The organism is Candidatus Desulfovibrio trichonymphae, from assembly GCF_002355955.1.
Classification (GTDB): Bacteria; Desulfobacterota; Desulfovibrionia; order Desulfovibrionales; family Desulfovibrionaceae; genus Desulfovibrio; species Desulfovibrio trichonymphae.
On record NZ_AP017368.1, the window covers coordinates 1045514 to 1060263 of the forward strand.

General features: G+C 56.1%; 15 protein-coding genes. 12 read left to right on the forward strand and 3 right to left on the reverse strand.

Annotated features, from left to right (window positions below; translation table 11 throughout):
• The first annotated feature begins 10 nt into the window (after positions 1–10).
• Genes dsrK through dsrP form a run of 4 tightly spaced genes read left to right on the forward strand, consistent with a single transcriptional unit; the run spans position 11 to position 4015 of the window.
• The gene (dsrK, locus tag RSDT_RS05030) at positions 11–1669 is read left to right on the forward strand and encodes a sulfate reduction electron transfer complex DsrMKJOP subunit DsrK (RefSeq protein WP_096399806.1); all 1659 of its coding nucleotides are present in this window, start codon (positions 11–13) and stop codon (positions 1667–1669) included.
• Positions 1662–2042: a sulfate reduction electron transfer complex DsrMKJOP subunit DsrJ gene (gene dsrJ / locus RSDT_RS05035; RefSeq protein ID WP_096399807.1), complete on the forward strand. Its 381-nt coding sequence runs from the start codon at positions 1662–1664 to the stop codon at positions 2040–2042. Before dsrK ends, dsrJ begins: the two co-directional genes overlap by 8 nt.
• The gene (gene dsrO / locus RSDT_RS05040; RefSeq protein ID WP_096399808.1) at positions 2042–2833 is read left to right on the forward strand and encodes a sulfate reduction electron transfer complex DsrMKJOP subunit DsrO; all 792 of its coding nucleotides are present in this window, start codon (positions 2042–2044) and stop codon (positions 2831–2833) included. The genes dsrJ and dsrO overlap by 1 nt, the downstream gene beginning before the upstream one ends.
• Before the next feature lie 12 nt (positions 2834–2845).
• Complete coding sequence (gene dsrP, locus RSDT_RS05045; protein WP_096399809.1) at positions 2846–4015, forward strand: sulfate reduction electron transfer complex DsrMKJOP subunit DsrP; 1170 nt, start codon at positions 2846–2848, stop codon at positions 4013–4015.
• Here the strand turns inward: dsrP and RSDT_RS05050 are convergent.
• Positions 3931–6003: a heavy metal translocating P-type ATPase gene (locus RSDT_RS05050; protein WP_197702098.1), complete on the reverse strand. Its 2073-nt coding sequence runs from the start codon at positions 6001–6003 to the stop codon at positions 3931–3933. The two genes, dsrP and RSDT_RS05050, sit on opposite strands and share 85 nt — an antisense overlap.
• Entirely contained in the window at positions 5975–6355 is a 381-nt protein-coding gene (locus RSDT_RS05055) for an ArsR/SmtB family transcription factor (protein ID WP_096399811.1), read from the reverse strand. The genes RSDT_RS05050 and RSDT_RS05055 overlap by 29 nt, the downstream gene beginning before the upstream one ends.
• 190 nt (positions 6356–6545) lie before the next feature.
• Between RSDT_RS05055 and RSDT_RS05060 the strand changes: the two genes are divergently transcribed.
• Positions 6546–7919 carry an HD domain-containing protein gene (locus RSDT_RS05060; protein ID WP_096399812.1) on the forward strand — a complete coding sequence of 458 codons (1374 nt, stop codon included), beginning with the start codon at positions 6546–6548 and terminating at the stop codon, positions 7917–7919.
• Positions 7920–7958: 39 nt separating this feature from the next.
• Here RSDT_RS05060 and RSDT_RS05065 read toward each other — a convergent pair whose 3' ends face one another.
• The gene (locus RSDT_RS05065) at positions 7959–8735 is read right to left on the reverse strand and encodes a TlyA family RNA methyltransferase (protein ID WP_231941809.1); all 777 of its coding nucleotides are present in this window, start codon (positions 8733–8735) and stop codon (positions 7959–7961) included.
• Between the two features lie 252 nt (positions 8736–8987).
• On the opposite strand from RSDT_RS05065, the gene RSDT_RS05070 reads away from it, so the two are divergent.
• The 7 genes from RSDT_RS05070 (at position 8988) to RSDT_RS07495 (ending at position 14685) form a co-directional block, all read left to right on the forward strand.
• Positions 8988–9401, forward strand: a complete 414-nt coding sequence (locus RSDT_RS05070; RefSeq protein WP_096399813.1) for a cytochrome c maturation protein CcmE — start codon at positions 8988–8990, stop codon at positions 9399–9401.
• 84 nt (positions 9402–9485) lie between these two features.
• The gene (locus RSDT_RS05075) at positions 9486–11396 is read left to right on the forward strand and encodes a heme lyase CcmF/NrfE family subunit (protein WP_096399814.1); all 1911 of its coding nucleotides are present in this window, start codon (positions 9486–9488) and stop codon (positions 11394–11396) included.
• 15 nt (positions 11397–11411) lie between these two features.
• Positions 11412–12077 (forward strand): ABC transporter ATP-binding protein, encoded by a 666-nt coding sequence (locus tag RSDT_RS05080; protein WP_096399815.1) that lies wholly within the window; start codon positions 11412–11414, stop codon positions 12075–12077.
• A complete protein-coding gene (locus tag RSDT_RS05085; RefSeq protein ID WP_096399816.1) occupies positions 12065–12742 on the forward strand; it encodes a heme exporter protein CcmB in 678 nt (225 codons plus the stop codon). The genes RSDT_RS05080 and RSDT_RS05085 overlap by 13 nt, the downstream gene beginning before the upstream one ends.
• Positions 12743–13426, forward strand: a complete 684-nt coding sequence (ccsA, locus tag RSDT_RS05090) for a cytochrome c biogenesis protein CcsA (protein WP_172414417.1) — start codon at positions 12743–12745, stop codon at positions 13424–13426.
• A 43-nt stretch (positions 13427–13469) separates the two neighbouring features.
• A complete protein-coding gene (locus tag RSDT_RS05095; protein ID WP_096399817.1) occupies positions 13470–13610 on the forward strand; it encodes a CcmD family protein in 141 nt (46 codons plus the stop codon).
• A complete protein-coding gene (locus RSDT_RS07495) occupies positions 13603–14685 on the forward strand; it encodes a tetratricopeptide repeat protein (RefSeq protein ID WP_231941810.1) in 1083 nt (360 codons plus the stop codon). The genes RSDT_RS05095 and RSDT_RS07495 overlap by 8 nt, the downstream gene beginning before the upstream one ends.
• Positions 14686–14750: the final 65 nt, after the last annotated feature.

Sequence of the window (14750 nt, forward strand, 5' to 3'; positions counted from 1 at the left end):
AGTCGTCATCATGGCAAAATTACCTGCGCCGCAAATGCTCATCGCCAGTCGACCGGACTTTCCGGATCAGCGCTGGCTTGACGTAAAGCCCGAGTTTACGCCGGGCACCTTTTGTTACCCGGCCAAAAAAGATACCATGGAAATTCTGCACATGCCCAACCCGCACGAGTGGGATCCCACGGCCGACGACTGGGGCCTGCCGGAAAACTGGGAAAAAATTCTCTGTGACGCCTTTGCCGACAGACTTGAAAAACATCGCTCGCTGAAGCTCTTTATGGACATTTGCGTGCGCTGCGGCGCCTGCGCGGACAAATGTCACTTTTTTCTCGGCACCAATGATCCCAAAAACATGCCGGTGCTGCGGGCGGAACTTCTGCGTTCGCTCTATCGCCGCGACCACACCATGCTCGGCAAACTTCTGGGCAGAAAAGCCGGCGCGCGCAAGTGGGATAAAAACATTGTCAAAGAGCTGTTCTACTATGCCTATCAGTGCACTGAATGCCGCCGCTGTTCGCTGTTCTGCCCCTACGGCATCGACACGGCCGAAATCACCATGATCGTGCGCGAACTTTTGCATGAAGTGGGTCTGGGCATCCACTGGATTATGGACCCTGTAAAAAATTGCAGCTTCACGGGCAACCATCTGGGCATTCAGCCGCATTCTTTTGTAGAAATAGTGGAAATGCTGGCGGACGACTGCGAAACAATCACCGGTATCCGCCCCAAAACGCCCTTTAACAAAAAAAATGCGGAAATTCTCTTCATTACGCCTTCAGGAGACGTCTTCGCGGATCCGGGCATCTACACCTTCATGGGCTATCTCATGCTTTTCCATGAGCTTGACCTCGACTATACGTTTTCCACCTATGCCTCGGAAGGCGGCAACTTCGGCTCGTTCACAACATTCAACATGGCCAAAAAACTGAACGCCAAGATGTATGCGGAAGCCGAACGCCTGAACGTCAAATGGCTGCTTGGCGGAGAATGCGGGCATATGTGGCGCGTGCTCAACCAGTATATGGACACCTACAACGGCCCGACGCCGGCAAACATGATTCCCCCCGTGTCGCCCGTCACAGGCACGACGTTCCACAATGCGGCGTCAACAAAAATGGTGCACATAGCGGAATTCACGGCCGACCTGATTTATCACAACAAACTCAAGCTTGATCCTGGCCGCAACGACCATATTATCACCACCTTCCACGACTCCTGTAACCCCTCGCGCGGCATGGGTCTTCTTGACGAGCCGCGCTATGTGCTCAAGGCCGTATGCAATAATTTCATAGAAATGCCCGAAAACACCATTCGCGAGCAAACCTTCTGCTGCGGGGCAGGTTCAGGCCTGAACACCGAGGAGATTATGGAACTGCGCATGCGCGCCGGCATGCCGCGCGGCAATGCCCTGCGCTATGTGCAGCAAAAATTCGGCGTCAACCACATGGCCTGCATCTGCGCCATTGACCGCGCGACGCTGCCGCCGCTCGCCAATTACTGGGCACCCGGCGTGACGGTAGGCGGACTGCACGAACTGGTGGCAAACGCCCTCGTTATGAAAGGCGAAACCAAACGCACCATGGATCTGCGCCAGGAAGATCTGCCCGGCGCGGACGGGGACGAGCCTGCGGATGCGTCCGCGCCGCGGGGGAGGACGAATAAAAATGTATAACGCCAAAGCTGTTGTCGCGGGCATCATCATCTTTGTGGTTCTGTGTACATCGCCGTTCTGGGCGGCTATGACAGGGCAGGACTACAAAAAAACAGGCATTGTGCCGCCCGGGGATGAAAAAAACTGCGTTGAAAATGTGACTTTCATGCGCGCCCAACACATGCGGTTGCTCAATGAATGGCGAGACGAGGCCCTGCGCAGGGAAAACCGCACGTATATTACGGCCGACGGCAAGAAATGGACCATCAGTCTGCAAAACACCTGTTTAAAATGCCACAGCAACTACAAGGATTTCTGCCAAAAATGCCATGTGGCCAACAGCGTTGATCCATATTGCTGGACTTGCCACATCATTCCCGGGGAGAACAAATAATGAATAAAAGCAGACGAAGCTTTCTGAAAACGGCTGGTCTTTCTGTTTGCGCCCTGAGCGGCGGGATAGCCGGCGTTGCCGGTTCTCCCGCCGCGGCGCGCTCCGGAATCGCGCCCGGCCGCTATGGCAAGGGGGAAAAGGCTCTGCGCGCAAAACGCTGGGCCATGGTGATCGACACACGCAAATTTTGCGGACCGCAAGACTATGAACCACTGGTTGAGGCATGCCGCGCGGCGCACAATGTGCCCCACATCAAAGGCCCCCAGGAAATAAAATGGTTCTGGACTGACAGCTACGAACATGGATTTCCGGATGACATGAATGAACATTTAAGCAAAAATGTCCGTGAATCGGCCTATCCGTTGCTGTGCAACCACTGCGGCCGCCCACCCTGCGCGCGCGTTTGTCCGACACAGGCCACCTACCAAATGGAAGACGGCATTGTGGCGATGGATTACCACCGCTGCATAGGCTGCCGTTTCTGCATGGCGGCCTGTCCTTATGGAGCGCGTTCCTTCAACTTCAAGGACCCCCGCAAATTCCTGCCGGATCCCGTGCCGAATCCCGCATTCCCCACACGCATGATCGGCGTTGTTGAAAAATGCACATTCTGCGCGGAACGCCTTGCCGCTGGTCAGATGCCCGCCTGTGTGGAAGCGTCGCAGGGCCGCATTCTTTTCGGCGATCTGGAAGACCCCGATTCAACAGCGCGTCAGGCCCTTGCCACCGGTTACAGCATACGCCGCAAGCCGTCGCTCGGCACACGACCCGGCGTCTATTACCTCATTTAGGGAGAACAGGCCATGCTTGAAAAACTGCTTTCCGGTCCCAAGACCTATTATGCGTGGCTGCTCTTCCTGCTCTGCGTTATCGCGGGCTGCGGCCTTGTTTACCTGCAGCAATTGCGGACGGGCATGACCATCACCGGCATGAGCCGGGACGTGTCTTGGGGGCTGTATATCTCGCAATTCACCTATTTTGTCGGTGTGGCGGCTTCGGCCGTCATGCTGGTGCTGCCCGCCTATTTCCACCACTATGTAAAATTCAAGCGCATGATTATTTTCGGTGAATTTATGGCCGTGGCGGCCGTGGTCATGTGCGCCCTGTTTATTGTGGTTGATATGGGCCAGCCACAGCGCTTGCTGAACGTCATACTCCATCCCGCGCCGAATTCCGTCATGTTTTATGATATGTTGGTGCTTATCGGCTATCTCATGCTGAACATCGTTATCGGCTGGGTCACCCTGGAAGCGGAACGTCTGGGCGTGGAACCGCCCAAATGGATCAAGCCCCTCATCTATCTCTCCATTCTTTGGGCTTTTTCCATCCACACTGTTACGGCGTTCCTGTATGCCGGCGTACCCGGCCGGCATTACTGGCTTACCGCCATCATGGCGGCGCGCTTCCTTTCCTCGGCATTCTGTTCCGGCCCGGCCATTTTGCTGCTGCTGGTCTTTCTTACGCGCCGGCTCACAGGCTTTGACCCCGGCAAAGATGCCGTCAAAACCCTTTCCACAATCATTGTCTATGCCATGTGCATAAATGTTTTTTTCTATCTGCTTGAACTATTTACCGCCTTCTACAGCAATATTCCGGGCCATCAGGAGCCCATCTCCTTCCTCTTTACGGGGCACGGCGGACACCTTGCTTGGGTGAGCCGCTGGATGTGGGCCGCGGTGGCGATGGCCTTTCTTTCCCTTGCGCTGCTGATCCCCCCGTCGTTACGCAACAATCACGCCCTGCTGCCTTTCGCGCTTGCCATGCTGGTGGCGGCGACCTGGATTGACAAGGGCCTCGGGCTTCTGATCGGCGGTTTTACGCCGAATATGTATGAAACCATCACTCCCTATATGCCGACATTCAGGGAAACAGCCGTCACATTTGGCATTTATGCAGTCGGCGCTCTGGTGTTGTCCCTGTTGTGGAAGATCGCTCTCGGGGTCAAACAGGAAGCCAACAACTTCGGCGACTGAGCACCGCGTCGTGTCAGAAAAACCCCGCGCGGAAATGTCAAGGCGCGCATGGCGTTGCAAACGGCAAGGACAGACACGCCGACGTCGCCGAACACAGCCGCCCACATCGTTGCAATGCCCATTGCGCCCAGCGCCAGAACAACCGCCTTGACGCAGAGCGCAAAAACGATATTCTGCCGGACAACAGAGCGCGTTTTTTTGGCAATGCGGACAGCCGAAATCAGCTTTGACGGTTCGTCTGTCATCAGAACGACGTCAGCAGCTTCAATCGCCGCGTCAGAGCCCACACCACCCATGGCGACGCCTACATCGCTGCGCGCCAGAACCGGCGCATCATTGATGCCGTCACCCACAAACACCACCTTGCCCCTGCCGATTTTAGATTTTGCCAGCACTTCCAGCCGTTCAACCTTTTGGTGAGGCAGCAATTCGCTATAAACAGCGTCAATCCCAAGCTCCCGCGCCGTTGTTTCGCCGGCAGACCTGCTGTCTCCTGTCAGCATGACGATACGCCTGGCTCCGAGGCTTTCAATGTCCCTGATCGCCTGTCGGCTGTCGGCCCTGACCTCGTCTGAAATCACGATATACCCGGCGCAAATTCCATCAGCGGCAAGATACACGACAGTCCCAAGAGCATCAACGTCAGGGCGGGCAACAGCGTCCGCGTCAAGCAGCCCGCCGCTGCCGGCCAGCGCTGTTTTGCCGTTTATCCAAACGCGAACGCCCTGCCCGGCAATTTCCTCATAATCGGCGATTTTTTGCGCGTCAATCTCCCCTTTCCAGGCTTTTTGTATGGAGAGAGCAATGGGATGGGTGGAATGGCTTTCGGCATGAGCGGCAAAGCAAAGCAGTTCATCCTTTGTCCAGCCGTTCAGCGCTTCCGCCCGCGTCACGGTAAAAACGCCCTTTGTCAGCGTGCCTGTTTTATCAAACACCACTGTGTCCACATTGGTAAGGGCTTCAAGATAGTTGCCGCCCTTGATGAGTATGCCGCTTCGGGACGCGCCGCCGATGCCGGCAAAAAAAGTGAGTGGAATGGAAATGACCAACGCACAGGGACAGGACGCCACAAAAAACACAAGCGCGCGATTTATCCAGTCGGCAAACTGTGCGCCCGGCGCGAGCAATGGCGGAACAAACGCCAGAGCAAAAGCCGCGAATACGACAGCGGGCGTGTAATACCGCGCGAATTTCGTGATAAAATGCTCTGTTGCGGATTTCCTGTCGGCGGCGTTTCGCGCCAGATCAAGTATTTTTGAAACAGTGGATTCGCCGAACTCTCTGGAAACCTCAATGGTCAGCAGGCCGTTTTTGTTGATGGAGCCGGAAAGCGCCCCGCAGCCGGGCGCAACGTCCTTCGGCAAGGCTTCGCCCGTCAACGCAGACGTATCCAGCGCGGAACGCCCTTCCACGACAACACCATCCAGCGGAACCTTTTCGCCCGGCCCGACAACGATACAGTCTCCAACGGCGACCTCATCCGGAGTGACCCTGCGCACGTCGCTCCCGATTTTCAGATTGGCGAAATCAGGGCGGATATCCATCAGCGCGGATATGGATTTGCGTGAACGACTGACAGCAATCTCCTGGAATGCCTCACCAACTTGATAAAATAGCATCACAGCCACGCCTTCCGGATACTCCCCGACGGCAAAAGCTCCGATGGTCGCAACGCTCATAAGAAAATTTTCATCAAACACCTGTCCGCCGGAAATATTTTTCACAGCACGGAACAGAACTTCACCGCCCGCCAGCAAATACGCGGCAAGAAATATGACAAGATTATACGGGTACGCAAAATCAGCAAGCATTCCGACTGCAAAAAACGCCGCGCCGACGCTGAACCCAGCGCGAAGCAGCCATCGCTTCCGGGAGAAAGCCTTCGCGCCCTGCTCCACGCCTGCCAGCCTGCTGGCCTTTCTCCCTTGCGCGGGGACACGGTCCGAGCAGCAGGGAGCCTTAAAAAACAGACTGTCTTTCACGGACATGCAGCACCCCCTGCGCAAAAATATTGCCGACATGTTCATCGTCCAGAGAGTAATAAACAACCTTGCCGTCCCGGCGACATTTGACGAGCCTGGTTTGCCGAAGCGACCGGAGCTGATGGGAAATTGCCGATTTCGTCATTCCCAGAAGAACGGCTATATCGCACACGCACATTTCCGAATACTGCAGAGCGCAAAGAATTTTCACCCGCGTGGAATCGCTGAACACCTTGAACAGGTCGGCCAATTCCAGCAGAATTTCTTCTTCCGGCATCCGCACCCGCGCCCCGGCGACGACTTCTTCATGGATGGTGTTGCAATCACATCTGTCAAGATCAACAGCATACGCGCTCATCAAAATAACCTCCAACGATTGAACAGTTGAACATTCAAACAATTATTGTATAATGGCTGTACTGTCCCCTGTCAAGATCTTTCTCAGAAATATGACCCTCAAAAGTTATCCCGTAAAAAATGAACGCGGCAGACGATTGACTTACGCCCCCCTCCCGTGCATAGTATAAAAGTTCAGCAAGGAGAGAAGCATGCAAAATGCGATCAGGGAAGCCATTGCGATTTGTAAAATACTGCTGCGTAACGGCTATGACGCGTATGTGATCAACGCTCCGCTGCAGGAACAACTGCTGAAGAAAACGCGCCAGTCGTCTGTGGATATCGCTATCGCCTGCGAGCCGGACGCGGACATGCTGGCCAAACTTTTCCCAAGAATTCGCAGGGAAGCGGAAAAACGTGCTCTGGCCGAAATGGAAGAAAACGGCCTGACTTTTCGTTTCTATCCGCTTGAAATTGCGGACGCAGCTCACCCGGAACTCTCAATCCTGCGTATCACTCCCTGCATGACAAGCCTGATGGACCCGAAAACCCGCCTGCAATTGCGGCTGACGGATTTCGGCAGCCCGCCGCCGAGCGGCGACGCCTACGACGGCTTTAAAAATTTCGGGGAAGGCGCGGTGCAGCTTACCGGCCTGCCGGACGAAACCCTGCGCCACAACTACCTGCTGGCTATCCGGGCCTTACGCTTTGCGGCCAATTTCGACATACCCATTGAGCCCAACACATGGCTTGCCATCGTGCGCGCGGCGACACGCGTGCTGGACTATGTGGCCTTGACAGATATCATGAACGAATGGCGCAAGGTGGCCGCCGAATCTCTGTACCGTTTCGTGCGGTTGCTCCATGACGCGCATATACTGCAAGGTCTGATTCCCGAGGTGGCCGCGCTTTCCTGCATACGCCAGCAGCGCAACGACGACGGAGAGGTGGAAAGCGTTTTTGATCACACACTCAACTGCGTGCGTCTTTACCCGGAAGAAAATTTTCATTACGACTGGCTCGGCGCTATGGCCATGCTGTTTCATGACGTGGGCAAACTCTATACGGGTGAATTTTTCGACGGACAGTGGACGTTTTATCAGCACCACAGGGTCGGCGCCAAGGTGACGCGCAAAATTCTGCGACGGCTGCACTTCAATGCGGAAGACATTGACCTGCTCTGCCACCTTGTGAACAATCACATGCGCTTTCATTTTATGCTGACGGACAGGGGCATACGCCGCTTCAAAAGTCTTGACGAATACCCACGTCTGATCGCCATGACGCGGGCGGACATGTGCGCCCGCGACGGCGGCTGCACCTCTTTCAATCACAATATGAAATATCTGGACAGAGCGGAAACACCGGAACAGATGCTCGAACCCCTCCTTAACGGCAATGAAATCATGGACGAAACCAATCTGGCCCCCGGCCCGCAGGTCGGCATTATCCGCGAGGCCCTGCTGCAGGCGCAGATTGCCGGAGACGTGACGGACAGGGAGTCGGCCCTACGCTTTGTACGGAGCCATGCACGCCGTTCAGCAAAACAGCCGCCCTTCACAACCGCATGTACATTGCCGCGCTGAAGCGACATTCAAGGCGAATTTTCGATCTGACAGCCGGTATTATCGCGTAAACAGCGCCATATATTCCTGATTGCCCTTAGCGCCCTTGACGGCCGCGGGCAGCACGTCGTCACAGACTAGAGCAAGCGCGGTGATACAGAATGTCACAATCTTCTCCACCGCGCGCCGCCTTGCTGCTTCATCACGCACAACGCCCCTGACTGTTTCGCCCGGTCCCAGTTCAAACTGCGGTTTGATCAAAACGGCCATACGCCCGCCGTCTTTCAGCCAGAACATACAGGACGGCAGAACAAGCGTTAAAGAAATAAAAGAAAGATCCACCGTCACCATATCCACCGGTTCAGGGATCAGATCAGGCGCCGCGCAACGCAGATTGACGCCCTCCAGACTGACCACCCTCGCGTCCCGCCGCAATTTTTCGTGCAGCTGATTGCACCCGACATCCACGGCATACACACGCGCCGCATCACGCTGCAACAGGCAGTCGGTAAAGCCCCCGGTGGAGGCTCCCGCGTCAAGACAGACAAAACCCCGCACGTCGAGCCGCAGCGCATCAAGAAACGTCAACAGTTTATAGGCGCCGCGGCTTACATAGGGCTCATTCTCCAGCAGCACAAATCTCGTTCCCTCAGGATAGGAATGTCCCGGCTTTGCCACAGACGCCGGCCCGGGGGCATTCTGCAAACGGGGCGCGTCTTCACCAACTGCCGGAGCCATGACGACTTTCCCGGCCATAATCAGGCGCGCGGCCTGCTCGCGACTTTCCGTCAGACCCTGTTCAAAAAGCAGATGATCAGCACGCCGGCGAACAGTCACGATCAGTTCCGTCCTGCAACAGACTGTGTTTCCATGAAAACATCTTCACTTTAAAACTCTTCAAGCTCCCGACAAATCCGGAGGGTGTTCGTCCATATAACAATTTGCCCGGATTGACAAACCCCTATATTCGTCTTTTCTTCCTTTTTTCAGCAGGCGCGGCCTTTCAATACGTTCACAGCTTGCGGGAAAAAACAAAATGGGCTAACATACCCTACTTCTCTAAACAGGATAACGCTGGAGCATTCGCGCATGGCGCGCAACCCAAACACTTCCCTTTATCTGGTGGCGCTGCTGCTCTTTGCGGGCGGCGGCGGCTATCTCATCCATTCCGGTTTTTCGGAGAACAGCGTCTACTTTTTGAACGTGGCGGAAGCCAAAGCCGCTTCGCCGGACAAACTGACGAGGGCGCGGCTCTTCGGCACCGTGGCGCAGGAAGGTATTGCAAAGCATAGAACCGGTGCGGGTGTCACCTTCTGCTTGGAAGACAGGGACAATGCCGGCCAGACCATAGTTATCAGCTACAGCGGCGCCGTGCCGGACACCTTCAAGGCCGGCGCGGAGGTTATTGTCGAGGGCGGGTTGGGACAAGAAGGCCGTTTTATGGCAAAAACCCTGATGACAAAATGCCCGTCCAAATATCAGAAGGAAAGCCGCAAAAGCTGACGCCTTGCGGGTGTTTCGTATTTTCTGACAATTTTTCGTCCATGTTGACATCACTCCGGGTTCTTCACCCGCACAGGATTTGCCATGTACGTTTTTGCCTACGCCATGCAATTTCTGGTTCTGATCTGTGCCCTGGGCGGCGGCGGCATCGCGTTGCTCCAGCTCTGGCAGAGGCGCAGCGACATGCTGCCTCTCATCGAAAAATGCCATGGGGTCATTGCCTTCGCGCTGCTGCTGGCGTCGGACATGCTGCTGCACGCGCTTTACCGGCATGATTTTCAACTACAGTACGTCGCCGACCACACCGACCTGATTCTGCCGCCTTTTTACCGCCTCACCGCTTTCTGGGCCGGTCAGCAGGGTTCCATGTTATTCTGGGCGCTGGCAGTCAGCATAAGCGGCACCCTTTTTGCCGCGACACGATCTTGGAAAACCCTTGCCCCGTCAACACGCCTGTGGCACTGGGTCTTTTTTTACGCAATCATGGCGTTTTTCGCACTGATATTGACAACATGGAGCAATCCCTTTGTCATGCAGACCCCGGCGCCGCGGGACGGCAGCGGTTTAAACCCGCTGCTCCAAAATCCCGGCATGATATTCCACCCACCGCTGCTCTTTCTGGGCTACGGAGGTTTCAACGTGCCCGCCTGCCTCGCTCTGGCGCAAGCCCTTGCGGACAAGAGCGAGTCGGAAGACCCTTGGTTTCGTCTGACACGGCCATTCATCATTCTGGCCTGGCTCTTTTTAACGGCCGGCATTGTGCTTGGCGCATGGTGGGCCTATATGGAACTGGGTTGGGGCGGATACTGGGCATGGGACCCTGTGGAAAACGCGTCTCTGCTGCCCTGGCTTATCGGCACCGCATCCCTGCATACGCTGATTATCGAAGACCGCCGCAACAAACTCGGCCGCGTCAATGTGATCATGATGGTTCTGACCACTGTGTCCGCCTTTTTTGCCACCTGTCTGGTGCGCAGCGGGGCCATTGATTCAGTGCACGCCTTCGGCGACGGCACTGTTGGCACGCCGCTGAGCGTCTTTGTGCTCGCCGGACTGTTTGTCGCCTTCTGGACAGCCGCTTTTGCCGGGCATAACGGCACGCCGCTGGCCGGACCGGACAGCCGCGAAGGTTTTTTGACGCTGGCCGCCTGGGTCTTGCTTGCGCTTGCCGGCATCATCCTTGTCGCCACACTCTGGCCGCAAATCAGCAAAATCTGGACTGCCGCCCCGCGTGGTCCTGACGCGAACTTCTATAACCGTGTCTGTCTGCCGTTGGGGGCGCTTGTCATCGTCATGATGGCCGTCTGCCCGTGGCTTGGCTGGAACGGGGGCCTGCGCAACAAAAACGCATTCTATGTCATGCTCGGCTGCGTTATACTGAGTGCGGCGACGCTCTGGGTTCTCGGCTACCGGCAGCCGACCTCGCAAATCGCAGCTGCGGCCGCCATAGCCGTACTGGTAAACACAGGACAAATATTCAAAAATCAGGCCAGCTTTCGCCATCCCTCCAGCATTGGGTCTGTGGGCGCGCATGCGGGCATGGCGCTGGTGACGTTGGGCATTGCATTTTCCGGCCCGTACGCCGAGGACACGGATTTACTGCTCGCCAAAGGACAATCTGCTCAGGCAAGCGGCTATACCGCCACCCTGCTTGACATCAAAAACGGCCGCCAACCCGGCTATGAATACATTGCAGGTCAATTGCAAATAAGCAGGGAAGGCAAAAACATCGGCATTGTCGCGCCGGAACGGCGCATATATGACAAATTCGGCAACAGCCAGTTCTCGGAAGTGGATATTATCCCGAGTTTCGGCAATGAAATCTACGCCTCTCTGCTAGGTCTCGACGAGGACAAAAACGCGCTTATCAAGGTGAGCGTGAAACCCATGGTCAACTGGCTGTGGATAGGTGGCGCGATTATGTGTCTTGTCCCCCTGCTGTGTCTGCGCCGCCCCAAAAACGAACACCGGCGACAATCACGCGACGGCTGTTGAGGGGATCCCTGCACAATGCTTGAGCTTCATCGCGTCGCCCGGCTGTACGGCCATAAAGTTGTCTTCAGGGATGTGAGCTGCACATGCGCGGCCAGCAGCATAACCCTGCTGGCAGGCAATAACGGCGCCGGGAAAAGCACCCTGCTGCGGATTATGGCCGGTCTCTCACGCCCAAGCTCAGGCACGGCGCATTTTACAATGCCCGCACCGCGCGTGGGCTACCTCGCCCATGCCACCTTTGTCTATCCCACTCTGACCGCACTGGAAAACCTGACTTTCTGGCGTGAGGCTTACGGCCTGGACATCGTCCCTGCCGACCTGTTGGCCGGTCTTGAACGCGTGGACCTTGCCGCCCATGCTCATGAACGTGCTGGCGTTTTTTCCCACGGCATGGCCCAACGCCTCAATCTGGCGCGCGTGCTCATGCTTGAACCGGACATTCTCCTGCTGGACGAACCAGGCGCTGGGCTTGATGCAGCTTCACGGGCGCTCCTGCATCAGGAAATCCTCTCCGCCCGCAAGCGCGGTGCCTGCGTCACTCTGGTCAGTCATGATCTGGTCAACGACGCGCCGCTTGCTGACCGCGTTCTGTTTTTAAAAGCGGGCAAACTGGCTTTTAACGGCCCGGTCACACACTTCAGAGAACTTGCCGGTGGAACGGAGCAGACATGCTGCGCCTGACGCTTGCCGTGGCCCGCAAGGACCTTTCCCTAACGCTTTGGCGGGGCAACGGCCTTATGCAGGCGCTCTTGCTCGGGCTTCTCCTCTTTTTCGTTTTCAGCCTTTCACAGGAGGTGGGCGAAAACCTGAGTCCACAAAGCGCGGCGGCGGTTTTCTGGTTGAGCTCAACCTTCTGCCAGGTATTGATTTTCAATCAATTATATGCGCTGGAAGAAATCAACAACTCCCACCTTGGTCTTCTGCTCTCTCCGGCGCCCATACTGGCTGTCTGGCTCGGCAAGGCCATAGCGGGTTTTGTCCTGCTTCTGTTCGCGCAATTGCTTTTTCTGCCTGCGGCTGTTGTTTTCCTCGGACAGAGCCTGCACGGCCCTCTGCCGCCAGCCGTGGCGATTCTTTTGCTGGTGGACACGGGCATGTGCGCGCTGGGTTCGCTTTTGGGCGCGCTGGCGCAAGGCCAGGCAGCCAGCGAATCACTGTTGAGCATCGTGCTCTTCCCCCTGCTCACCCCACTTTTACTGGCCGGCATAGGCGTCGACGCGCAGACTTTCGGCAACCACTCTTCAAACGGACCCGACGCGTGGATGGGCATTGCCTGCGCCTTTGACGCGATCTTTCTGGCTGTAGGCCTTTTGCTTTTCAGCTTCATTTACGCGGGAGAAGAATAGATGCGCAGTCTTTCCATTGTGCCGGCAATGCTTGTTTTATCCGGCAGCCTTACATTTGCCTGCTGCCAGTGGCTGATTTACAGTTATGCACCTACAGAAGCGACGATGGGCCTGGCGCAAAAAATTTTTTACATACACCTGCCTCTGGCCTGGTGGGCTTTATTCAGCTTCTTTCTCGTGTTTGTCGGTTCCGTCAGCTATCTTTTGAAACGCACGCCCGGCGCGGACAGACTCTGCGCCGCGGCGGCGGAAACAGGAGTCCTGCTGAGCGGGCTTGCGCTTGTCACCGGCACGCTCTGGGCCCGCAAAGCCTGGGGCGTCTGGTGGACGTGGGATCCCCGCCTCACAACCACACTGATCATGTGGTTCATTTATGCGGGTTATCTGGTGCTGCGCGGTCTCAATCCGCCGCCGCAGCGTAAAAGTCTGGTTTGCGCGGTTGTGGGTATCGTAGCGTTTTTAGATGTCCCTCTTGTCTTTGTTTCAGCCAGAATATGGAGGTCTATTCATCCCGCTGTATTCGCGGCAAAAGGCGGCGGTCTGGAACCGGAAATGAAACTGACGGCGCTGGGCTGCGTCGTTTCTTTCGGCCTTTTCTGGGCAGGGCTGCTCTGGCTGCGCAAACGGCAGCTTGATCTGTACGACAGACTGGATACGCTGGCATCTGCGGCGCCACAACAGTAACAAGCATCCGCGGCACATCGTCGCACGGAGGCATTATCTATTTATGGATAATACGCTTGTATGGGTTATCATAACCAATGCCGTCATCTGGATCGGCCTTGGCGCATACCTGATTTTTCTGGCTCTGCAGCAACACGATCTGGCGGCGCGACTGACACAATGGGAGACGCTCCGTCATGGCTGACACACAACGGCCGCACGGTTCAACGCGTGTCCTGATTCTTTTGCTGGCTCTGGGTTTTGCTGCCATGCTTTTTGTCGCCCTGACGGAAAACTTCCACAACCCGCAGCTCAGCGTACAGCGCCCCCCCGATCCGACAGTCGTCAACGCGGACGGAGCCGGCGACAATATCGGCATGCTGATGCAACAGGCCGCGAAAGAGCCGCAAAATACGGATGTGCTGATACACCTTGTGGAAGCGCTGATTGCAGCCCAGAACTGGGAGGCTGCGGAAACTTTTGCCAAACGCGCTGTGTCTCTTGACCTGCAGGACCATCGTCCGCTGTATCTGCTGGGTATTGTGATGCACAATCTGGGCCATCACAAGGAAGCGGCCGAAACACTGGAAAAAGCTCTGACTATCAAAGACACGGCCGCGTTGCGCTACAGCCTCGGCGTGCTCTATCTTTATTTTCTGCGCGACACGCCGCGGGGAGTGCGGCACCTGAGCACCGGCCTGCATGACGCGAACGCCGACGAGGACATGAAACGCGCCATTCGCGAGGAACTGGAGAAAGCGCCGCTCCCCGACTCTGACAAAAATAAAAAAATACAGGCTGAAAATGTGATTCCGTCGCCCGCGCGGACTTCGCAGAATCCCGGCACGCCGCCCATACCGCCCGCCATAGCGAACAAAATTACTGAGCTGGAAAAGACAATCCTGCGCAATCCTGATGACGCCGCGAGCTGGACAGCACTGGGCAATCTATATTTCGACACAGGCCGGACACAGCAGGCGATTTCAGCCTATGAGCGCTCTTTGACCTTCTTCCCGAATAATCCGGATGTGCTCACTGATCTCGGTATCATGTATCGTGACGCGGGGAAGTACAGCAAGGCGGTAGAAAATTTTCGCAAGGCCGTCGACCTCAATGCCGGCCATGAAAACGCCCTGTTCAACGAAGGCGTTGTGCTCTTTTATGATATACACAACAAGGAAGAGGCATTGCGCGTCTGGCGTCAGTTGCTGGACAAAAACCCCAACGCCCGTGCGCCTGACGGTCATCCCGTCTCCGAAATGATCAAGCTTTTGCAGTAACGGGAACGTAAAACGGGATTGCCTTCTCGCCCGGCAACAGGCTAACATGACGACAAACAACTGCG

Coding starts and splice junctions, on each gene's coding strand:
- dsrK (WP_096399806.1), top strand. CDS start 11: ATGGCAAAATTACCTGCGCCGCAAATGCTCATCGCCAGTCGACCGGAC.
- dsrJ (WP_096399807.1), top strand. CDS start 1,662: ATGTATAACGCCAAAGCTGTTGTCGCGGGCATCATCATCTTTGTGGTT.
- dsrO (WP_096399808.1), top strand. CDS start 2,042: ATGAATAAAAGCAGACGAAGCTTTCTGAAAACGGCTGGTCTTTCTGTT.
- dsrP (WP_096399809.1), top strand. CDS start 2,846: ATGCTTGAAAAACTGCTTTCCGGTCCCAAGACCTATTATGCGTGGCTG.
- RSDT_RS05050 (WP_197702098.1), bottom strand. CDS start 6,003: ATGTCCGTGAAAGACAGTCTGTTTTTTAAGGCTCCCTGCTGCTCGGAC.
- RSDT_RS05055 (WP_096399811.1), bottom strand. CDS start 6,355: ATGAGCGCGTATGCTGTTGATCTTGACAGATGTGATTGCAACACCATC.
- RSDT_RS05060 (WP_096399812.1), top strand. CDS start 6,546: ATGCAAAATGCGATCAGGGAAGCCATTGCGATTTGTAAAATACTGCTG.
- RSDT_RS05070 (WP_096399813.1), top strand. CDS start 8,988: ATGGCGCGCAACCCAAACACTTCCCTTTATCTGGTGGCGCTGCTGCTC.
- RSDT_RS05075 (WP_096399814.1), top strand. CDS start 9,486: ATGTACGTTTTTGCCTACGCCATGCAATTTCTGGTTCTGATCTGTGCC.
- RSDT_RS05080 (WP_096399815.1), top strand. CDS start 11,412: ATGCTTGAGCTTCATCGCGTCGCCCGGCTGTACGGCCATAAAGTTGTC.
- RSDT_RS05085 (WP_096399816.1), top strand. CDS start 12,065: ATGCTGCGCCTGACGCTTGCCGTGGCCCGCAAGGACCTTTCCCTAACG.
- ccsA (WP_172414417.1), top strand. CDS start 12,743: ATGCGCAGTCTTTCCATTGTGCCGGCAATGCTTGTTTTATCCGGCAGC.
- RSDT_RS05095 (WP_096399817.1), top strand. CDS start 13,470: ATGGATAATACGCTTGTATGGGTTATCATAACCAATGCCGTCATCTGG.
- RSDT_RS07495 (WP_231941810.1), top strand. CDS start 13,603: ATGGCTGACACACAACGGCCGCACGGTTCAACGCGTGTCCTGATTCTT.